Source organism: Methanobrevibacter sp., from assembly GCF_045577275.1.
GTDB lineage: Archaea > Methanobacteriota > Methanobacteria > Methanobacteriales > Methanobacteriaceae > Methanobrevibacter.
The window spans coordinates 1-21,460 of sequence record NZ_JAZNIB010000323.1 but is presented as its reverse complement, the minus strand read 5'-3'; the positions used below and the strand labels follow the sequence as shown (position 1 = coordinate 21,460).

Sequence of the window (21,460 nt, the reverse complement as noted above, 5' to 3'; positions counted from 1 at the left end):
TTATAAAAATTAAAAAAACAAAGGTTTGGTATTATGGCTAAAAAAGAAAAAAGATCAGGTTTAGGAAAGGGATTGGATTCCTTAATTCCTAAAATTGAAGAGAAAGAAGTGGAAGAAGGCATAAGCTTAGAAGATATATTGAAAAATTCCGAAGAAAAGTCAGAAGATGCAGCTAAAGATGATGCTATAGAAGAAACAGTTGACGAAACTCTTGAAGAAACTGATGATGATGCTTCTGATGAAATAATTTTCGATGAAGAACCGGATGAAGATGATAAGGAATTGATCTTCCCAGAAGATGACGAAGATTCTGAAAATAAAATCTTGGTTGAGGAATCAGATGTCGAAAAGTATGTGGAAGAAATAGCTGAAGAGGAAGTAAGCGAAGATGATTACCTTGAAGACACTTCCATATACACTACTGTTTTCCACAATGATGATGAAAAAATTTCAGATGAAAATGATGAAGAAATAGCTGCCGATTTAGGTGTAGAAAATATTGATTCTACAATTAATTTAAATGAAGATGAAGTAGAAACTACTAAAATAATTGATGATTCCATTAATTTAAAAGAAGGCACTAGTTTCTTAACTGAAAAAGAAGAAAAACTGATAGATGAAGTTATCGAAACTGTAGAAAATAATCCAAGAATCACCTTATGGTCAGCAAGATCAGCTGCAGTTTTAAGATATTTGAGAAAAACCGAACCTGAATTCAGCATAAGCAGTGAAGCATCAAATCTCATAGATGCTGCAATAGCTGAAAAGTATCCGGAAATCTGGACCTTGTTCAATCATTTATAATTATCCACTTAACATCAATAAATCAAAGGAATTGGTAGGTATAAGAGTCTATTTATATAGATTCTTATCTACCAATATCTAAAATAAAATCACTATAGCCAAATACCAAGTTTTATGATAATAATTTATTATGTTAAAATTATATTATGATTAAATTATATTATGACAAAATTAAAATTAAAAAAAATTATATACAAAACACGAATGGGGATTAAATATGAAATTAGGATTTTCTTTGCTTTCACTTTTTATGAAAGATGTGGATGAAATGCTTTCAATAGCTGTTGATAATGGATTCGATAGCGTTGAACTCTTGGCGGAAGGCCCATATAGACCTGATGAAATGCTTGGAAACAAGGAACTCACTGAACCGTTCCATTGTTATGACTTGGACATTTACATGCATGCAGTGAATGTTGACATAAACCTTGCAAGCCTCAATCCTGGAATCCGTAAGGAATCCGTAAAGCAGACAAAGGACTGTATTGATCTTGCAGATGAGATAGGTGCAATAGGCATTACCGCACACCCTGGAAAAATAGGAAGGCCTGAAAAGTACCTTAGGGATATGGCGCTTGAATTCTTGACAGAGTCTACTCATGAACTTGTAGCATATGCAGAGGATAAGGAAGCCAAAATATCAATTGAAAACATGCCTGAACGTTTCTCATATCTTGGAAACTGTGCATATGAACTTGAAAACCTCACCAACGAAACAGGTTGTTCAATCACAATAGATTTAGGCCATGTAAACACTTGTGAAGACCAGGAAAGTTTCTTTAAAATCCCTAACATTCTTTATAATCACATAAACGACAATGATGGGAAAAAGGACAAACACCAAGCAATTGGTGACGGCACTCTTGACTTGAATCTTTTGAGACATGTGAAACATGGAATTATTGAACTGAACAATTTCGATAATGTAATGAAAAGCAAAAAGGTAATAGAAGATTTTTTAAGGGAAAATAAATTATAAAAATAGTGAAATAAAATAGTGAAATAAAAATAGTGAAATAAAAATAGTAAAATAAAAATAGTAAAATAAAAATAAATTTTAGAAGTCAATCTGAAGAACTTCAGAAATCTCTTCTATTACAAAATCGGCATATTCTTTTAATTTGTCTGGAAAATCCCCATCCTTCTGTTCTGTAGTAAGTACAGCCCTATCAGCTTGCTCAAATGCAAGTATATCATTAGGCCCATCACCAACCATCATGACCTTATAGCCTTCATCCTGAAGATTTCCAACAATTTCCGCTTTTCTATGAGTGCTTGCAGTTGCAAATGCATGATCTTCAGGAACACCTGTTATGTTAGCAAGCCTTTTGATGGCTCCAGACCTGTCTCCAGATGCTATGAAAACATCTATCTCATTTTCCTGAAGCTTTGCTATTGTATCCTTAACGCCACTGAACAATTGGCCTGCAGATGTGATTGTATAGGATATTCTCTCTTCTGCAATGTCTATGATTACAGCTGATCCATTGCACAATTCCATATTAGGAACCCTTTCCTTCAATAATGGGAATGTATCTGTAATGTCTTTTATTGTTGCGGTATCCTTTTCTAAAATAGCTGCAATATCCTCTTTGGAAACGTCTGTTGAATAATAGCTGATGTCAAAGTCAATGTTGTTTTCCAATACAAAATCGCTTATCAATGTATTTGGATTTATGTCCTTTAAGCGATTGGTGTTGAACTGAAGGACAACAAGAGCTGCATTCAAGCAGGTGTCTATCAAATCCAAGGAGTTTACATTGGTTATGAATTCACCTGTTTCCACATCCTTAATGACTCTAAACCTTTCAAGCAATGTTCCGGAATTGTCAAATACAATAGCTTTTTTAGTCATTTTTATCGCCCAAACTGAATTTGAATCATATCACAAAAATTTTAAGAAACTTTATTTATATGGTATAATCAAATAAACTTTTATTAAATATAGTATAAAATTATTAATATATAAATTTTGCAAAGGAAATTGAAACTAAAAATATCCTAAAAAATAATAAATAAAGTGAAAACATGATTATAGATTCACCTCTAAAAATAAGAAACATCACTCTTTCCAATCGTATCGTATTGCCTCCTATGGCAAGAGAGCTCAGTGAGGAAGGAAAGGTTTCAGATGAATTGATTGACTATTACCAAAAGAGAGCAGACGGAACAGGGCTTATAATAGTAGAGCATTCATATGTCTCTCCTGAAGGAATTGCAAGTAAAAGGCAGTTGTCCATGGCAGATGACAGCGTGATTGATGGATTTAAGAAACTTACTGATGCCATACATGCTCAAGGCAGCTTTGCAATTGCACAGATAAGCCATGCGGGATTTGAATCAATGAGTGAAGATAAGCTCAATTTAAATGAAATGACTCCTGAAGATATGGATGAAGTGAGGAATGCATTTATTGAAGCTGCTGTGCGAACTCAAAAGGCAGGTTTCGATGGTGTGGAGATTCACTCTGCACATGGATACTTCCTGAACCAGTTCTATTCACCTTACACAAACAAAAGAACCGATGAATATGGTGGAGACCTTGAAAATAGAATCAGATTGCATAATGAAATAATCCGAGAAGTCCGTGACCGTGTAGGTGAAGACTATATAATAGCCATTCGCTTAGGTGCCTATGACTATTTGGATGATGGATCAAAGCTTGAAGACATTTCAATTGCTGTAAATTCATTTATAGAAAATGGAGTTGACCTGATAGATATCAGCGGTGGACTCTGCAGATATAGAAGTCCAGTCAGCAAGGAGCCGGGATACTTTAAGGAACTTAGCAAAATAGCTAAGGAGTCATGTGATGTTCCTGTGATTCTCACCGGTGGAGTGAAGAAGGCAAAGGATGCTGAAAGATTGCTTGAAGAGGAATACTGCGACTTGATTGGAATCGGCAGGGCATTTTTAATGGATGCTGAATGGTCTAAAAAGGCATTGTATAAATTAAGGAAAATAGAATGAACTTCATGATAGATAAGCATATATGATAAAAAACAAGAAATCATCACAACAAAATAGAAAGATCAAAAAAATTTTAATTTACCAACTGACAAAATTGAAAAAACATATGAGGGCAAGACAATGAGGAATATTATAATTGTTGAATGCGTTTCTACTGGAATAAACTTTATTCAAGACATTATTAATAGGAATTATAATCCTATAGTATTGCAGACAAAAAATGAAGAAGGGGAAGCAAATCAAGCTTATGAAAAGCTACTTAAAGACTCTTATAAAAAAATAGAGGCTGATTTTGAACTTATTTATGAAAAAGGTTCCTATGAAGAAACTCTTGATATGGTAATGAAATATGATCCTCTATTGGTTATTGCAGGATCTGAAAAGGGAGTGATTTTAGCAACCAAATTGGCAAATGACTTAAGCCTTAAATGCAATCCAATAGAAAATCTTGATGCAATGACCCTTAAGGATAAGATGCAGGAAAGAATAGCTGAAAAGGGCCTTAGACATATTCGTGGAAAAGTGATACATTCAATTGAAGAGGCTATTGATTATTATGATGAATGCGGATTCAAGGAAGTTGTTGTAAAGCCTGTCTACAGTGCAGGTTCTGTTGGCGTTAGGATTTGCTTAAATAAGGAAGATATGATAAATTCCCTTGAAGAACTCTTCAATGAAGTAAATATATATGGAGACGAAGTAAATGAATTTGTAATCCAAGAGAGGATTGACGGAGATGAATATATTGTCAATACAGTTTCCTGCAATGGAGTTCATCGCATAACACTTATGTGGAAGTATACCAAGCGAAAAACCAATGAAGGTGGGCAAATTTATGATTACCAAGTAACTGTTAATGAATTAGGTCTTGGTGAAGCGGATCTGGTGGAATATGCTTATGATGTGGTGAATGCCATAGGCATTAAATACGGGCCTATTCATGGAGAATACATGATTGATGAAAATGGCCCTGTCTTGATTGAAGTCAACTGTCGTCCATGCGGCTTGAATATGTCAGCAAAATATATAGATAGAATATCCGGTCAGCATGAAACAGACAGTGCTCTTGACTCCTATTTGAATCCTGAGAAGTTCAATTATGAAAAGAATAAAGGATACACATTATATGAACATGGCGCGATAAAGACAATCGTTGTTCCAAAAGACATCACTGCCGAATCAGCTCCTATGGCTGAAATCAGCAATAGACTGAAAAGCCATCGGGAAACCAGCATGGACATTATCGAGCAGGCTCAATTCTTTACCAAAACACAAGATTTGGAAACAACTGGAGGAACAATTTACTTAGCTCATGAGGATCCCTACATCCTTCAAAAGGACCTCGATTTTTTATGTGGTGTAGAAAAGTACGCATTTCAATTGGTATTGAGCAATAGGGAAGAGAAAAAGACATCCCTTGATGAAGATGAAAGCTACAATGACCTTAAAAGCATTTTAAATAAAATCCATGCTTATGGATTAACCCTATTTGTAACAGATGAAATCTTTGATGAAGTAGACTTGATGCAAGTATTGCCTGAAGAAATCAGGGATGTGAAGGGCGATTTTGATTGCATAGTTGTCAATTTGAATAAAAGCATTACCAATAAAAAGGATGACGAAGTGGCAAATCTATTGCTGAACATTATTGATAGGGTAAAGGTCGGAGGATTCATATTCATTCCTCAATCAACCTACCAATATCTTCCTAATGGCAGAATTGGGGCTGAAGCATTGATAAAGGTTTTAGGTTTGAAACTGGAGCTTCCATTGCTGGACTTTAAAAAAGTTGCGATAGCTTCAAAAAGATTATGAGAAGGGTTCATCCCAATTACAAACATGCCAGATTATTTAAATATGGAAAATATATCCCAATTACAAAACATACCAAATATACCAAATATTATTTAAATATGGAAATATAAAGTTAATATATTATATAAAAAATAATGAAAATTACTATTTTTTATTAATTATATTTATTAACAGTTGATGACAACAGACTGTTACTACTAACTGGCAGTTGAAGTCTAGAAACTGTTACTCATAATTACAAATGTTCACGAAAGAAAAAAGGTGTTTTAATGAATATCCTTGAAAAATTAAATGCAATTAAGAATCAGGAAATTACTGCAAAGGAAAATGTAGAATCTTATTTGAAAGTAATTGAAGAAAAAAATGAAGACATTAACGCTTTTCTTGAATTAAATACCGAACAGGCTATTGCTAAAGCTGAAGAAATCGATGCTAAAATCAAAGCTGGAGAAGAGGTCGGAGCTCTTGCAGGTTTAGTGTTTGGTATTAAGGCTAACATTAATGTAGAAGACTTAATCATTTCTGCTGCATCCAAAACATTGGAAGACTATATTGGAAGCTATGATGCAACTGTAGTCAAGAAAATAAAGGCAGAGGATGGAATCATCATCGGAATCAACAACATGGATGAGTTTGCAGCAGGAAGTTCAACTGAAACCTCATACTATGGAGCTGTAAATAACCCAGCTGCACCTGGAAGAATCCCTGGAGGTTCAAGTGGAGGAAGCGCAGCGGCAGTGGCAGCAGATATGTGTGACATTGCAATCGGTTCTGACACTGGTGGATCCATCAGAAACCCATCTTCCCACTGTGGTGTACTCGGTATGAAACCTACATACGGTGCAGTTTCAAGACAAGGTTTGCTTGACTTGTCAATGAGTTTAGACCAAATCGGACCTATGGCTCGTGACATCACTGGAATCACCCTTGCACTTGATACCATCATTGGATATGACCCAACTGAATGTACAACCTTAAAATGGGATGCTCCTAACTTTACAGAAATAGCTGAATCTGTTAAAGGGGAAGAAAAGCCATTGGCTGGAATGAAAATAGCTACATGTAAGGAATTCAAGGAAGTAACCAACGATGAAATCAATGCAATCGTTGATGAATCTGTAGCAAAACTCGAGGAATTAGGCGCTGAAGTAGTTGAATTAAGTTTCGACCACATCGATATCTGTTTGCCTACCTACTACCTCATCAACTATGTGGAATTCTTCTCTGCAACCAGAAAATACGATGGAAGAAAATACGGTTCAAGAATCGAAGAGGTATGTGGTGCAGAAGTACTTAGAAGAATCCAAATGGGTTCATACATTTCACAAAAAGAATTCAGTGGCAAATACTATCAAAAAGCACTTCAAGCAAGATCCCTCATTAGAAATGAGATCAACAAAATGTTGGAAGGAGTGGACTTGATTGTAGGCCCTACCGTTCCTAAATTACCTCACAAATTAGGTGAAGAATTGGAACCTATGGAAATGTATGCATACGACGTGCTTACCGTAATTGCTAACTTGGCAGGTATTCCAGCAGCTAGCGTAAAAGCAGGTGAAGTGGAAGGCATTCCTGTAGGATTGCAATTGCAGGCAAAACCTCAAGATGATGCAAAGATTGTTAAGGCAATGGCTGCATTCGAGTATGCAAAATAAATTTAAATCTAATAGCTCTATGCTATTATTTACTTTTTTTACTTTTTTTATCAAATGATTATTTTCAACTATTTTTATTTCAACTTAAAGAGGATTTAAAATGACAGACAATTCATCAAATAAAGATAATTCCAACAGAAGAAACAAAGGCAATTATAAAAATTCCAACAACAAAAAGCTCATTCAAGAAATAAACAAGCTTAAGGAAGAGCTTGAAATCAAAAATGAAGAGATTCAGGAATTGGAATATGAATTGTCCCTAAAGGATGAAAAGATAGAGGACATAAGAAATGACTTGGAATTGAAAGCTGTTGAAATTGATGAATACAGTCAAAAATTAGATGAATCAAAAGATAAAATCAGCAAGCTAAACAACGCTCTTGTCAAATACAAGTTTGAAAAGGAAAAGCTTGACTTGAAACTGAAAAATGAGATAAACTATGAAAAGTCAAGAATGAAGGAAATGGATGATTTAGAGAAGAAAATCAATGAGAAGGTTGCAATCATTGATGACAAGCAGGATCAAATCAACTACCTCAGAAGCTTGATAAATGATTATAAAGAGCAAGTCAAAAGCAATAGCGACAATCTTGAGCTTCAATTGAAGAAAATTTCCAAGACTTATGACAATCTCTTAAGCCAAAAGGATTCAATAATAGAAAAGCAGGATAAGACAATTGAAGAGATGATTGAATCTGCAAAGCAAATGGCTAAAGATAATAAGGCCACAATAACAAGTCTTGAATTGCAGATAGGCAATTATAGGGAATTGTTGAAAAAATACGAATAAAAATTGATCAATACCTGTCAATGAAGAGTATTGAAAAACATGAATAAAAACAATTAAAAAAAAAAAAAAGTAAATTATCCTATAAATCAAACAAGATTCATAGAATAATAGAACGAAGGCAATGTCAACTCATAATATCCTTCATCATAATTCAAGTTCAAGTCATCCGGATTAGAGATGGTTGCACCACATTCGCCACATCTGTAGACTCCACCGGACTCATATATTGCTTCGCTTCCACAATATGGACAGGTTTCAGCTCCATCTCCATCACTTGAACTGTCGCTTCTTAAAGCAAATGGATTTGAATTTGATGAAGAAGATGAAGAGGATGAAGATTTTTTAGCTCTTTCTTGAGCTTCCCTTTGAGCCTTTTTCTCCTTATTTTCCAAATCATTGATGAATCCTTTTACTTTTATAACATAATGGTCATATTCTCCACCTATGAGCAACCCATTATCGTTTTTATCACAATATACAAATATTTCATAGAGATCATTTTCACTGATGCTGTATTTTGAAGTATGATCATAGGATTTAACTTCATCAAAGCTTAATCCACCATCGCCGTTTAGATCCAATTGGGTGAAATCCGCATATTTTGTATTGGTATCTTCTGTATAGGAATCATACGGAATTCCTAAAACCAGATTGCCTATAAGACTGATTATAAACAGAACTATCCAAACTGCACAGCATCCAACTATGATTCTGCTGATAATGTTCATTTCATTGAACCTATTAATCATATCCTCTAAACCTGACATAAAAACCCCTTTTTATCAAATCTAATTATTATTATGTAAACTTATTAATTAATAGTTATGGTAACTGGAGCTGTCAACTCCACATATCCTTCCCCATATCCCAACTCCAGATCATCCGGATTGTAGATATTGGAACCGCATGCAGCGCATCTATAATGGCCTCCGGTTTCATAGACAGATTCGCTTCCGCAGTATGGGCAGGTCAAAACATAGCCTTCACCACTATCATATTCTTGATCATCTAGACTGTTGGTGGATTTGGAGTTTCCTGAACTGTAATCATGGCCTCCGCTTGATGAGGATGAACTGGAATATTTGAATTTGTCACTGCCTGAACTGGAAGAACTGGAATCAATGTAATATTTCCTATAATACTTTAAATCATCATAAAACAGTTCATACTCATGGCCCTTCAGGTAGCCATTATGATTCGTATCCGCCTCATTGAAATATTTGGTCACGTTTGAATCAGGTATGTTTGGATTTACTTGCAAAGCCTCATCAAGGGATAATCTCCCATCCCCGTCCACATCAAAATATTCATAGGTATGGCCATAGCTTATAGGAAAGCTTTCACCAGCATCATGGTAAACCACTGCAACCACAATAAAACCAATGAAAAGAATTACAGGCACATAGCAGCACCACATCTTCATACCGCCTTTCCTTTTTGAATCAGGATTGGCAGTTGTGCCATTAGAATCAGAACCGATCGATGCAGAAGCGTCAGCACTTGAAGCGCCTATGAAACCAGACGATGCAGAAGCGTCAGCACTTGAAGCGCCTATGGAATCATTCAAACTTGAATCCAATTTGAATCCACATTCAGCGCAATAAATGGCCTTGTCAAGATTTTCCTTACCGCAGTTTGCACATTTTTTCATATTACCCCCCTCAATATAAAAATTCGCTACTTATAAAAAACTTAAAAAAATAGAATAGTCATTAAATGTCAATGGTTATAAGAACCTCATCTCCATCATTAAAATTGTATTTGTCCCTCAATTTATCCTTTGCTATAAACTCAAGATAATTCTCGTCATGAGTTGTCTTGTCTGGAAATACGATCGCTCCAACAATATTATCATTAAGATGAGCTTTGATATACCTTACAGCACCGAATCCTTGATCTGGCTTTATGACATTCTTGCAGCTGTTTTTCATTAGCCTGATGTCATCCAGCTTATCCTCTTCTACAATTAGATTTAAAGTTCCGGCAAATGGGGTGAACCCGCATTTCTCTCTGAACTGGTCCTTATAAAAGTCTTGACCTAAAAAATATGCAGCTTTTCCTAAACCTGTTGTAACAATTCCTGTAATTTCCATTATAATCCCTAATAAATATGATAATTAAAAAATTTCGTAAAATCAATGATAATTATAGCATGAACTGATTCATTGAAGTGAAGTTAACTGAACGAATGCATCCTTGTCACTTGAAACATAGTTTCTGATTGATGTGCTGTTTCTATCCTCAAATATTATCCTGCCGTCCTTTTCTCCATAAGTGAAATTAAAGCTTCCTTTCTCTACATCATCATAATCGAATGTGCACATCACATTTCCATCATATTGAATTGAATAGCTGGAGTTAAATTTGAAGTTTCCGACTGAAGACAAAATTGATTCATTTTCTAAAGTCAAGTTAAAGAAAGTTGCATTCTTGGATCTAGGGCTAATGCTGAATTCCACGAATCCTTCCAATTCATCACTTAAATTATTGAATTGAATATTATGCTTTACAATTGATTTTTGGAATATCTCAGCGATACGGCTGTTAGGTATGACCTCACGCTCGTCCAAACCTAAACTTTGCCTTGCTTTTGATGGCAATCTAAAGGTATCTGCAGAATCTCCCTCTCTTGTGGTATTTACATAATACTGCCTTCCATCAATTATCATCGTGTCATTCTCAGACATTTCCAATGTGCTTAATGCATCCTGCGGAATCCTTAATATGCCTGTTTCATTTTCAATAGCACTGTCAATGGTATATGGACCTCTCACTGAAATGGTTTGCTGATTTACGTCAGATGGTGCATATACAAAGTTTCTTGAAGTGAGCTCCACTGAAATTTTACCATCGTTGAATGTAGCTGCGGACAGGAATGTTGAAAGCATCAAAACCAGAATCAATCCTGAAACTATTACAGGGAAATGCATCTTTACAAAGGATTGCAAAGAGGTACGGGTATTGCTTTTCCTTAGGATAGGTATTGATCTCTTAATGATTTTGACAATGTAAAGAACTGTCAGCACAACACCGACAAAGGATACAAATACAGATATCAACAATGGTATGAAAGGTACAAAGAATATCATGAAAAGACCTAAAATAATGAGGGACAATCCCATAATGGCCATTCTGATATAGTTTCCTAAAGTGTCCATCATTGTAACACGGCCGTAATCCACTGCCCTGTCGATGATGGTTCTAACCACTTCATTCGCCATTTTGTTTAAATCGGCAAGAGGAGACATATCGTGAGAAATGTCACCGATGTCAACTTCCAAAATACTGATACCATGAACATCAGCATCAAGTACGATACCAACATCCACACCATAATCCTTTTCAAATTTAATCTTATTCAATGCAGAACGTTTACCTGCAAATTGACCGCTTAAAGGCTGTTCATAATTAAGTTCAGGGAAGAAGAAACTTAAGAGAGGTTTCGCGGTAAGCTCTGTTACACGACCGCTTTCCCTTGCAAACTTGGTTTTTGTGATATCTGTCTTACCCTCTAGAATCGGCCTGATGATCTTATCGATTTTGCCGGATGTGAAATTTGAAATGTCTGCATCAATAAATGCTACAATGTCTCCATGGGAATTCTTGAATCCTGTCTTGATAGCTGAACCCTTACCTTCATTGGTTATATGGCTGATTACAGTAGCTCCCGCTCCTTCTGCCTCTTCGACAGTCCTATCACTGGACCCATCATCAACTACTATCACCTCATCTACATAGTCAAGCTTGCGTGCTACGCTAACAACCTGAGCAACAGTAGCTTCCTCATTATATGCAGGAATAACAATAGATACTGATTTTTTAGGATTTTTAGTTGATTTGATTGATGCAAGTAAAAATACTAAAATCACCATTAGCCAAGACAAGTTTTCACCTCATTAAAGTTCTCATGGAAATAATAAAATTAATCATATTTCTTCAATATTGAATATGTTAACAATTTACAATATAACTATTATGTTTTAAGAATGTATAAATTTTGTTATATTATTGCGATATAATCATGATGAACAAGGGGGTTTAAAATAAATGGAATATGTATAGAAAAGGCAAAATATCGATAAATAGATATGAAAATGAATAAGAAAACAAGAAAAGAAGAATGAGTTAATAAGAAAAAATAAGAAAAATAAAAAAGGAATAGTTATCACATAAAGTGATAACATGATTTTACACTAAGTATTTGACTTGGGTTAAACTTTGAGTTCTGCTTAGAGTCCGAAGAACAGGTATAAGAAGAACACAATAGCCAATACCCAAATTCCCCAACTTATTTCTTTGTATTTACCGGTAGCAATGGTTGCAACAGTGTAAGTTACGAATCCCCATGCGATACCAAGGGAAATGGAATATGTCAATACCATCATGATAATGGTCATGAATACAGATGCAGCTACAACCAAGCTGTCCCATTGCACATCTTTCAATTGCATGATCATCAATACACCGACCATAACAAGAGCAGCTGCGGTTACGGTTGATGTGAACAATGCAAGAACGGTAGGTGCAAAGAATACGGATAATAAGAATAAGATACCAGTTACGATTGCAGCAAGTCCAGTTCTACCACCAGAACCTACACCAGTAGCACTTTCTACATATGCAGTTAAGGTACTTGTACCGCAAATGGAACCGATTACTCCACTTAATGCATCTACTAAAAATGCTTTTTCAATACCTTCAATTTCACCTTTTTCGTCAATGTATCCTGCTTGGTTAGCAATACCGAGCAAGGTACCTGTAGTATCAAAGAATGTAACGAATACAAGTGAGAAGAGCATCATGACTAAGTTTGGAATATTAGAGAACAGCTCTCCAAATCCAGACAGGAATCCTCCAACCAAGCTTGTGTCAAAGCTGAATGAAATGAATTCAGCAGGGATGCTAGGCATAAGTGGGTCTCCAGCACCGAATCCGAATACTGTAAAGATTAAACCTAAAATAGCAGTGATGATCAATCCGAAGAATACAGCACCAGGAACTTTTTGTACATAGAAGATTAAGGTAATTAAGATACCAATCAATGCAAGAAGTGCAGGGGCAGAAGTCATAGCACCTAAAGTTACGAAAGTGGAAGGATCAGCAACGATGATTCCAGCACCTTTTAAACCAAGGAATGCCAAGAAGAAACCAATAGCTGCACCAATACCCAGTTTCAAGTCAAGAGGAATGATATTAAGAATTGCTTCCCTTAATCCGGAAATGGTAATGATTAAAAAGATTATACTTGACAATACAACAGCTGCCAAAGCAGCGTTCCAACTGCAACCCATACCTAAAATTATGGTATAGGTAAACAATGCATTTAACCCCATACCTGGAGCAAGTCCAACAGGCCAGTTAGCAACTAGACCCATTATAATACAAGCAATACCTGATGCGACAGCGGTAGCAAAGAACACACCTGTTGCAGGCATTCCGCCGTCAGCAAGCATAGCAGGGTTTACCCCTAAAATATATGCCATAGCGAGGAAGGTTGTTAAACCTGCAATAACCTCAGTCTTGGCATTAGTATTTTTTTCATCCAATTTAAAAAGTTTATTTAACATAAAACACCTCAAATATGAAAACTAAACTAATATAAGTTTTCTTATTTTATATATATGTGTAAATTATTTATTAAGTTTTTGATATTAATGTAATACTTTATTTTGAATTTATTTTGAAAAAACGAAATGCCCTTAGATATTATATTTGGTAATCAAATGAAAAAAATCATTAAAAATTCATCAAAAATTAAATTTAAATATCTTGAAAATAAAAATAATTTAGAGAATTATAATAGAGAATTATAATTGAAAAAACTAAAATAAAAAGAAAAAGATTATTATAGGTAAAAAAATGATGATTGCAGATACATTATCACAGGAACTCAATATAAAAATATCACAAGCTGAAAGCGTTATAAAGCTAATTGACGATGGAAATACAATTCCATTCATTGCAAGATACAGAAAAGAGGCAACTGGCTCACTTGATGATGAAATTCTTAGAAGATTTGATGCAAGATTGAAATATCTCAGAAACCTTGAAGAGAAAAAGGAGTCTGTCTTAAACTCCATTGAAGAACAGGGAAAACTAACTGAAGAGCTAAAGAAAGCCATTCTTGAAGCGAAAACCCTTGTTGAACTTGAAGATTTGTACAGGCCGTATAAGCAGAAAAGACGAACCCGTGCTACAATAGCTAAGGAAAAGGGATTGGAGGAATTGGCAAACATTATCCTTGCCCAAGATATAGATGTTCCAGTTGAAGAGATAGCCAAAGACTATGTGACTTCAGACAATGCGGATATAGAAGAGGAATTGAGAGTCAACGATACTGAAGAGGCAATTCAAGGAGCACAGGACATAATAGCTGAAATAATCTCTGACAATGCAAGCTTCAGATCCCTTATTCGTGAGTTGAGCTATGAAGATGGGGAACTTATCTCTGAGGCAAAGGACAAGGATGAGGAATCCGTCTATGACATGTACTATGACTATAGTGAGGAAGTGTCTAAAATAGCTAGCCACAGAATACTTGCAATCAATCGTGGAGAGAAGGAAAAGTTCCTAAAGATAAAGATAAGCGCTCCTGAAGAGGATATCATAGCATACTTAAGACGTCATGTTCTTATCAACAAAGGTGGAAAGCCAACTCAACCTATCTACAACAAATACACTGAAGAGACATTAACCGAAGCGATAGAGGATTCCTACAAGAGACTTATTGCCCCTGCCATCGAAAGGGAACTTAGAAACCAGCTCTTTGAAAAGGCAGAGGACAAATCCATAAAGGTCTTCTCCAAAAACCTTGAACAGCTATTGATGCAGGCACCAATCATAAACAAGGTTGTCTTAGGCTGGGACCCTGCATTCAGAACAGGATGCAAGCTTGCTGTAGTAGATGAATACGGCAAGGTTTTGGAAACTGCACTTGTATTCCCAACAGAACCTCAAAACAAGATCGCGGAAACCCGTTCAACTGTCCGTGACTTGATCTTCAAATATGACATAAACATCATTGCAATCGGAAACGGTACCGCTTCAAGGGAATCCGAAGCAATTGTGGCAGACATCATAAAGGACCTTGATGTCCAATATGTAATCGTCAATGAGGCTGGAGCAAGCGTATACTCTGCAAGTGAACTTGCAAGCGAGGAATTCCCAGATTACAATGTAGGGGAAAGAAGTGCAATCTCAATTGCAAGACGTCTTCAGGACCCTCTTGCAGAACTTGTAAAGATAGACCCTAAATCCATTGGAGTGGGACAATACCAACATGACATGAACCAAAAGAAACTTGGAGAGTCCCTTGACAATGTTGTTGAAAAATCCGTGAATGAAGTGGGAGTTGATGTCAACACCGCATCAGTATCTCTTATGGAGCATGTTTCAGGAATCAGCAAAACAGTTGCAAAGAATATCGTAAAGTACAGAGAGGAAAACGGAAAGTTCTATACAAGGGATGAACTCTTAAAGGTGAATAAATTAGGGCCAAAGGCATATGAGCAATGTGCAGGATTCATGAAGGTGAAGGATTCAAACAATCCATTGGACAATACAACAGTTCACCCAGAATCATACGGCGCTACAATTGCATTCTTAAGCTCTCTCGGATACTCTCTTGAAGATCTGGAAAACAGAAAGATCAAGGAATCCGACCTTGACTTGACTGATGAGCAGTTCGAAAGCCTGTCAGAGGAATTAGGCATAGGTTCCATTACCCTGAAGGACATTGCAAAGGAACTTAAAAAGCCAGGAAGAGACCCAAGGGAAGAGATGCCACAGCCAATACTCAGAAAGGATGTTCTCACAATGGAAGACCTTGAAGAGGGAATGGTCTTAAGCGGTACAGTAAGAAATGTGGTTGATTTCGGCATATTTGTGGATATTGGAGTCCATCAGGATGGATTGGTTCACAAATCCCAAATAACTGACACACAATTTGTAAAGCATCCCCTTGATTTCGTAAGCGTTGGGGATATCATAGATGTGAAGGTTCTTGATGTTGATGTGGCACGTCATAGAATTCAATTGTCTATGATCATTTAAAAAAAAAAGAATTTAAAATTACTTTTAAAAACTTAAAAAAAGAATATTAAAGTAGATTTAAAAATAAAAAAATTATAGAAGTAGCTAATTGGAATTAATAATTCCATTATCTCTTCCAAAGTCTATTGTAAATACGTTGGGAAGCATTTCCATCTTCGATACTGCAGAATCTATCATAGAATTCATCATATCTTTCCTTATACTCTTTTTCAATGCTGTCTATATTGGAAATGGCTTCAACAACCTCATCATTGTTTTTCAATAAAGGCCCTGGGACTTCTGTATTGATGTCAATGTAGAATCCCCTTAAGACATTTTCATATTTTTCCAAATCATAAGTGTAGAACAATATAGGCCTTCTAAGATTTGCAAAATCAAAGAAAACACTTGAATAATCTGTAATGAGCAAATCGCTGATTAGGTATAGCTCTGCAATGTCTTCATAATCGCTTACATTGAATGCAAAATCCTCACAACCTGAGAGGTCAACATTGTCTGCTATGAAGTAATGAAGTCTTAAAAGAACAATATACTCATCTCGGAATTCCTCCTTCAATCTGTTAAGGTCCAATTGAAGATTGAATTTCACGCTGGCAGTGTCATAATAGTCATCATCTCTCCATGTAGGTGCATAAAGAATGATTTTCTTATCATCAGGGAGCTTTAAGCTTTCTTTAATTTTTTCAATGTCTTCACTGCTTGCATTGTATAAAATGTCATTTCTTGGATATCCGCTTTCAATGATCTCACCTTCATATGCAAATGCAGACCTTAGGATATCTGTAGTGTATGGATTTGGAGAAATCATGTAATCCCATTCACTGGAATCCTTTCTGTATGCATGCTTACTGCGTGGATTATCCAAATAAAGGTTTCCCTGATCGAATCCAAGCCTTTTGAGAGGGGTTCCATGCCATGTGCAGACATATACTTGGTCTTCCTTTTTGACTATCCTTTTCGGATGCCTTGTATTGAATATCACATATTCGCTTTGAGCCAAATGCCTATAATAATCCAAACTGAATCTCTTGACTGTCTTTGGATTTCCAGGTATCTTTATGCCTTTCTTGTTCAATACCCATACGAATTCAAATTCATCCTTGTGATTCTTGTATAGGTATTCATAAATGTATTTAGGGCTGTCAGAGTAATATTTACCGTAAAAGCTTTCAAAAAGCAGCTTTTTAGGAATGGTTGGTCTCTTATTGTAAACATTTCTATAGATAAGGGCCTTGAATCTCCAACGCTGCCTCAATATTCTCTTGAAATGATTTCTATTAGACCTTAACTGAATGGATTTCCTAAGCTTTGACTTGTCTCCACTCTGCAACATTTCAATTTCTCTTCTTTTGTAGCGGTTGTAGTTTTCAGTATCGAAATCCTTGGAGATGTCCTTCATCACTTCAAAATTTTCCTCTCTCCATTCCTCATCCTCACTGAGCAAGAACTGTCGTGCGAATTTCTTGAAATAGAACCTTAGGAATTTTCTTGTGATCCTTTGCCTAAGCAGAGTATACTTTTCCAAATCAGCAGGATTCTCACTTTCATCGATTAAATAATCAAGACGGCCTGTGACTTCATAATAGGCATCGGCATACATCAAAAATCTATTCTCCACCTCTTCCTGATTAAGTGATGGAGAATTGATAGGGTCATCCCTTAGTCTTTTTGAATATATCGCATTCTCAACGCCTATAAATGAATTGGACCTTTCAAAAATAGTCAATATAAAATTATAGTCAGCGAAATAGCGGTTATCTTCCTCAAATCTCAAATCGCCAACAATATCCCTTTTCATAAGGCAGTGCAAAGCAGATAAAACTTCCAAACGAGTTGTCTTTGTACCTACAAGGAACTTTATGGAATATTCCAAATCAGTTGCATCATTCTTGAGAAGCTGGCTTTGTCTTTTAATGATTCTTGCCTCTTCAACCCTATCCTTGATAAAAGCAGTATTAGCCCTTTCGGCATTGATGAAATCTGCATCGGTTTTATGAGCAACTTCGAACAGCTTTTCCAAAGCATTGGAATAGAGGTAATCATCACTGTCAATGAAATAGACATATTTACCCGTAGCTAAATTCAGGCCTTCATTTCTTGCCTTTCCAACACCTAACCTTTCATCGAACTGCTTCAAAATTAGATTCAGCTTTTCATCATAGCCCTTAAGAAGATCGCTGATATCCTCCTCATTGCCATTTATTATCAAAATTACTTCTGTATCTTCCATCTTTTGCTCAGATAAACTATCCAAACAATCTTTCAGATATCTTAGAGGCCTGTCAAAGGGTATTATAATGCTTAAAAAGGTCATGGCAACAACTCAATAATTTTAGAAATTTAAAAAATAATGAAAACTTAACTTAATTTACTTATGTATTTTAGGTTTTTTGTCAATTTAAGACTAATTTATCAGTATTATTTTAAAATAAGTAAAATACCATAGTTATATTTGATTTAAATACTATATAAGCTTTTTTACATTCAACATACGAATATAAGTAAAAAAATATGTTTTTATAAAGTCTTAAGAAAAAGATTTTGCAAAGGTTATATATACAACAATTAACATAAGTATTTCTGTATAAATAATAATATGTTTAAAACTAAATCTACTGATTTATGTTTATTATATGGTGATTGTATGGGTAATTTAATTTTTAAAGAAAAAATTTTTGTAACAAGGCCACTCTTGCCTCCTTTAAAAGAGTATCAGAAAAAATTGGAGGAGATTTGGGATAACCAATGGCTAACCAATTATGGGCCTTTGGAACATGAATTTCAAACCAATTTGAAAAATCTTTTTAATGCTAAAAATGTAGAATTGTTTTCAAATGGACATACTTCCCTAGATTTAGCTTTAAAGGCATTAGACCTTGAAGGAGAAGTGATCACTACCCCATTCACATTTGCATCAACCACCCAAGCAATCATAGAGAATAACTTAAAGCCAGTATATGCAGATGTTGATGATGAATATTACAACATCAATCCTGGAAACATCGAATCCCTAATTACCGAAGATACTTGCGCAATAATGCCTGTTCATGTCTTTGGAAATCCTTGTGAAGTGGAAAAAATAGAGAGAATTGCAAAGAAACATGACCTAAAGGTCATTTATGATGCAGCCCATGCATTTGGCGTCAAGATAGAAAATAAGCCAATTGTAAAATATGGTGATATGAGCATGCTCAGTTTCCATGCCACCAAAGTGTTCAACACCATCGAAGGGGGAGCCTTGATTTTTGATGACGATGAACTAAGCTATAAATTAAAGGCCTTGAAGAATTTCGGAATTACCCCTGACAAGGAAGAGGTCAGATTCTTAGGTAAAAACGGAAAGATGAATGAGTTTGAAGCTGCAATGGGATTATGCAATCTAAACAATCTTGATAATGTCATCCATGAAAGGTCCCTAATTTACAATCACTACCTGGAATGCCTTGAAGATTTGGAAGATGCAGGAGAATTGAAAGTAATCAGACCTAAAGCTAATGTTGATTACAATTACGCTTACTTTACAATAAAATTAAATGGTGTAGAGGAAAGGGATTATCTAATGGATAAGTTGGCTGAATACAACGTATTTGCCAAAAAATACTTCTATCCTCCATGCAATGAGTTTCCGGCATATGACTTTGAAAGAAATACTCCAATAGCTAAGGATGTAAGCGATTCAATCCTTTCATTGCCAATGTACTATGGATTAAGCTTAGATGATGTAGGCCAAATTTGTGAAATAATTAAATTGGAATTAAAAAATTATGAATAACTTATTTTATGATAATTTACTTATGATAATTTACTATGATAATTTGCTATGATATTTACTTATTAAACTAAGATATGATTTCTATAATCTCATCAATCCATAAAATCATAGAAGAGAATGATAAAATGAAAAACGTATTAGTATTCCCATGCGGTGCAGAAATAGGACTGGAAATCCATAATGCATTAAAATACAGCAAAGACTTTAATTTGTTTGGTGGATCCAGTGTAGATGACCATGGAAAATACGTTTATAAAAATTATATTGACAATATTCCTTTTATAGATGATGAGAACCTATTGGATTGTTTGAATGATATCATAGAAAAATACGATATCGACTTGATTTATCCTTCCCATGATGATGTGGTTTTGAAGCTATCTGAACTGAAGGACGACTTAAATGCACAAATCATAGTCTCTGATGAGAAAACCTGTGATATCTGCAGATCCAAAAGGAAAACCTATGAATTCTTTAAGGATGAAAAATTCACTCCTAAAGTCTATGACATTAAAAAAGAAAGTTTTGATGACGATAATGAATCCAAGCTAGAGGAAATCTCCAAAGGCTTGGAGTTTCCTATTTTTTTAAAGCCGGATATCGGCCAAGGGGCAAAAGGGGTGGCTATTGCAAATAGCTTAGATGACTTGAAGCACCATTTCAATGAAAACCCAGATTTGGTTCCAGTTGAATATTTGCCTTATGAAGAGTATACCATTGACTGTTTTTCATCAAAAGGAGAATTGCTCTACTGTGAAAAAAGAGAAAGAATAAGAATCAAGGACGGCATCAGCGTTAATGCCACAACAATCGAAACAGAAGATGAAGTGAGAGAAATCGCTGAAATCATAAACTCAAAATTGTCCTTTGATGGAGCATGGTTTTTCCAATTGAAAAAAGACAGGAATGATGAATACAAATTGTTGGAAATCGCTCCAAGAATTGCAGGAACAATGTCACTGCATAGGAATACTGGAATAAATTTCCCACTGCTGACCCTATACACCCATTTGGGAATTGACGTAAGCATCATCTCAAACAGGAATAAGTTGACAATCGACAGGGCACTAACAAACAGATTCAATTACGAAATAGATTACCAACGTGTATATTTGGATTTCGATGACACAGTATTTTTCAAGGGAAAGATCAATACATTCCTCATGATGTTCCTCTATCAGTGCGTCAACGAAAATAAGGAGATAATTCTCATAACAAAGCATGCAAAGGACATAGAAGAAACCTTAAGGGACTTGAAAATTGACATCCACCTCTTTGATGAAATAATAATGCTCTCCAAGGAAGATAATAAGATTGATTTTATGGATAATGAGCTTCCATCCATATTCATTGATGACTCATTCAGCGAAAGATTGTCAGTGGCTGATAATTTGAACATTCCTGTTTTTGATTTGGACGCTGTTGAATCATTGATAGATTGGAAATTATAATTGCCTTGGATTTGAATAAAATTCAAATTTAAGACTTTAATTTTAACTTAAACTGCTTTTTTTCAAAAAATAATTATTTATTGCCATCTATACTAAACTAATTGCATATAAATGGCTTTTCAACAAATGTTTATATTATATAATATACATA

16 protein-coding genes are annotated in these 21,460 nt (G+C 35.2%); 9 read left to right on the top strand and 7 right to left on the bottom strand.

What is annotated here, in order from left to right; genetic code table 11:
• The first annotated feature begins 33 nt into the window (after nt 1-33).
• On the top strand, nt 34-804 hold the full coding sequence (locus tag ACKI67_RS09365) for an AAA family ATPase (protein ID WP_407463264.1): 771 nt from the start codon (nt 34-36) through the stop codon (nt 802-804).
• 217 nt (nt 805-1,021) lie between these two features.
• Nucleotides 1,022-1,783: a sugar phosphate isomerase/epimerase family protein gene (locus ACKI67_RS09360; protein ID WP_407463263.1), complete on the top strand. Its 762-nt coding sequence runs from the start codon at nt 1,022-1,024 to the stop codon at nt 1,781-1,783.
• A gap of 78 nt (nt 1,784-1,861) precedes the next feature.
• Here the strand turns inward: ACKI67_RS09360 and ACKI67_RS09355 are convergent, their stop codons facing one another.
• Nucleotides 1,862-2,659, bottom strand: a complete 798-nt coding sequence (locus ACKI67_RS09355; protein ID WP_407463262.1) for an HAD family hydrolase — start codon at nt 2,657-2,659, stop codon at nt 1,862-1,864.
• A gap of 173 nt (nt 2,660-2,832) precedes the next feature.
• On the opposite strand from ACKI67_RS09355, the gene ACKI67_RS09350 reads away from it, so the two are divergent.
• The 4 genes from ACKI67_RS09350 to ACKI67_RS09335 all read left to right on the top strand — a co-directional run bounded on the left by ACKI67_RS09350 (nt 2,833) and on the right by ACKI67_RS09335 (nt 8,034).
• Nucleotides 2,833-3,774 carry an NADH:flavin oxidoreductase gene (locus tag ACKI67_RS09350; protein WP_407463261.1) on the top strand — a complete coding sequence of 314 codons (942 nt, stop codon included), beginning with the start codon at nt 2,833-2,835 and terminating at the stop codon, nt 3,772-3,774.
• A gap of 120 nt (nt 3,775-3,894) precedes the next feature.
• Nucleotides 3,895-5,589, top strand: coding sequence for an ATP-grasp domain-containing protein (locus tag ACKI67_RS09345; protein ID WP_407463260.1), 1,695 nt, complete (start codon nt 3,895-3,897; stop codon nt 5,587-5,589).
• A 269-nt stretch (nt 5,590-5,858) separates the two neighbouring features.
• Entirely contained in the window at nt 5,859-7,244 is a 1,386-nt protein-coding gene (gatA, locus tag ACKI67_RS09340) for an Asp-tRNA(Asn)/Glu-tRNA(Gln) amidotransferase subunit GatA (RefSeq protein WP_407463259.1), read from the top strand.
• A gap of 100 nt (nt 7,245-7,344) precedes the next feature.
• Complete coding sequence (locus ACKI67_RS09335; protein WP_407463258.1) at nt 7,345-8,034, top strand: glycosyl transferase; 690 nt, start codon at nt 7,345-7,347, stop codon at nt 8,032-8,034.
• An 86-nt stretch (nt 8,035-8,120) separates the two neighbouring features.
• On the opposite strand, the gene ACKI67_RS09330 is transcribed toward ACKI67_RS09335, so the two are convergent.
• The 5 genes from ACKI67_RS09330 to ACKI67_RS09310 form a co-directional block, all read right to left on the bottom strand.
• The gene (locus ACKI67_RS09330) at nt 8,121-8,801 is read right to left on the bottom strand and encodes a hypothetical protein (protein WP_407463257.1); all 681 of its coding nucleotides are present in this window, start codon (nt 8,799-8,801) and stop codon (nt 8,121-8,123) included.
• Between the two features lie 44 nt (nt 8,802-8,845).
• On the bottom strand, nt 8,846-9,685 hold the full coding sequence (locus tag ACKI67_RS09325) for a zinc-ribbon domain-containing protein (RefSeq protein WP_407463256.1): 840 nt from the start codon (nt 9,683-9,685) through the stop codon (nt 8,846-8,848).
• Between the two features lie 61 nt (nt 9,686-9,746).
• Entirely contained in the window at nt 9,747-10,127 is a 381-nt protein-coding gene (locus ACKI67_RS09320; RefSeq protein WP_407463255.1) for a DUF120 domain-containing protein, read from the bottom strand.
• Between the two features lie 69 nt (nt 10,128-10,196).
• A complete protein-coding gene (locus ACKI67_RS09315) occupies nt 10,197-11,918 on the bottom strand; it encodes a glycosyltransferase (protein ID WP_407463254.1) in 1,722 nt (573 codons plus the stop codon).
• A gap of 345 nt (nt 11,919-12,263) precedes the next feature.
• Nucleotides 12,264-13,601 carry an NCS2 family permease gene (locus ACKI67_RS09310; RefSeq protein WP_407463253.1) on the bottom strand — a complete coding sequence of 446 codons (1,338 nt, stop codon included), beginning with the start codon at nt 13,599-13,601 and terminating at the stop codon, nt 12,264-12,266.
• 295 nt (nt 13,602-13,896) lie between these two features.
• Between ACKI67_RS09310 and ACKI67_RS09305 the strand changes: the two genes are divergently transcribed.
• On the top strand, nt 13,897-16,086 hold the full coding sequence (locus ACKI67_RS09305; RefSeq protein ID WP_407463270.1) for a Tex family protein: 2,190 nt from the start codon (nt 13,897-13,899) through the stop codon (nt 16,084-16,086).
• Between the two features lie 106 nt (nt 16,087-16,192).
• On the opposite strand, the gene ACKI67_RS09300 is transcribed toward ACKI67_RS09305, so the two are convergent.
• Entirely contained in the window at nt 16,193-18,400 is a 2,208-nt protein-coding gene (locus ACKI67_RS09300; RefSeq protein ID WP_407463252.1) for a CDP-glycerol glycerophosphotransferase family protein, read from the bottom strand.
• Nucleotides 18,401-18,730: 330 nt separating this feature from the next.
• Here ACKI67_RS09300 and ACKI67_RS09295 point away from each other — a divergent pair, with 330 nt between their 5' ends.
• Both ACKI67_RS09295 and ACKI67_RS09290 read left to right on the top strand, forming a co-directional pair.
• Nucleotides 18,731-19,858 (top strand): DegT/DnrJ/EryC1/StrS family aminotransferase, encoded by a 1,128-nt coding sequence (locus ACKI67_RS09295; RefSeq protein WP_407463251.1) that lies wholly within the window; start codon nt 18,731-18,733, stop codon nt 19,856-19,858.
• A 125-nt stretch (nt 19,859-19,983) separates the two neighbouring features.
• Complete coding sequence (locus ACKI67_RS09290; protein ID WP_407463250.1) at nt 19,984-21,309, top strand: ATP-grasp domain-containing protein; 1,326 nt, start codon at nt 19,984-19,986, stop codon at nt 21,307-21,309.
• Nucleotides 21,310-21,460 lie beyond the last annotated feature (151 nt).

What these genes read in the sequence shown, in the direction of transcription:
- ACKI67_RS09365 (WP_407463264.1), top strand. Translation starts at nt 34, where the DNA reads ATGGCTAAAAAAGAAAAAAGATCAGGTTTAGGAAAGGGATTGGATTCC.
- ACKI67_RS09360 (WP_407463263.1), top strand. Translation starts at nt 1,022, where the DNA reads ATGAAATTAGGATTTTCTTTGCTTTCACTTTTTATGAAAGATGTGGAT.
- ACKI67_RS09355 (WP_407463262.1), bottom strand. Translation starts at nt 2,659, where the DNA reads ATGACTAAAAAAGCTATTGTATTTGACAATTCCGGAACATTGCTTGAA.
- ACKI67_RS09350 (WP_407463261.1), top strand. Translation starts at nt 2,833, where the DNA reads ATGATTATAGATTCACCTCTAAAAATAAGAAACATCACTCTTTCCAAT.
- ACKI67_RS09345 (WP_407463260.1), top strand. Translation starts at nt 3,895, where the DNA reads ATGAGGAATATTATAATTGTTGAATGCGTTTCTACTGGAATAAACTTT.
- gatA (WP_407463259.1), top strand. Translation starts at nt 5,859, where the DNA reads ATGAATATCCTTGAAAAATTAAATGCAATTAAGAATCAGGAAATTACT.
- ACKI67_RS09335 (WP_407463258.1), top strand. Translation starts at nt 7,345, where the DNA reads ATGACAGACAATTCATCAAATAAAGATAATTCCAACAGAAGAAACAAA.
- ACKI67_RS09330 (WP_407463257.1), bottom strand. Translation starts at nt 8,801, where the DNA reads ATGTCAGGTTTAGAGGATATGATTAATAGGTTCAATGAAATGAACATT.
- ACKI67_RS09325 (WP_407463256.1), bottom strand. Translation starts at nt 9,685, where the DNA reads ATGAAAAAATGTGCAAACTGCGGTAAGGAAAATCTTGACAAGGCCATT.
- ACKI67_RS09320 (WP_407463255.1), bottom strand. Translation starts at nt 10,127, where the DNA reads ATGGAAATTACAGGAATTGTTACAACAGGTTTAGGAAAAGCTGCATAT.
- ACKI67_RS09310 (WP_407463253.1), bottom strand. Translation starts at nt 13,601, where the DNA reads ATGTTAAATAAACTTTTTAAATTGGATGAAAAAAATACTAATGCCAAG.
- ACKI67_RS09305 (WP_407463270.1), top strand. Translation starts at nt 13,897, where the DNA reads ATGATTGCAGATACATTATCACAGGAACTCAATATAAAAATATCACAA.
- ACKI67_RS09300 (WP_407463252.1), bottom strand. Translation starts at nt 18,400, where the DNA reads ATGACCTTTTTAAGCATTATAATACCCTTTGACAGGCCTCTAAGATAT.
- ACKI67_RS09295 (WP_407463251.1), top strand. Translation starts at nt 18,731, where the DNA reads ATGGGTAATTTAATTTTTAAAGAAAAAATTTTTGTAACAAGGCCACTC.
- ACKI67_RS09290 (WP_407463250.1), top strand. Translation starts at nt 19,984, where the DNA reads ATGAAAAACGTATTAGTATTCCCATGCGGTGCAGAAATAGGACTGGAA.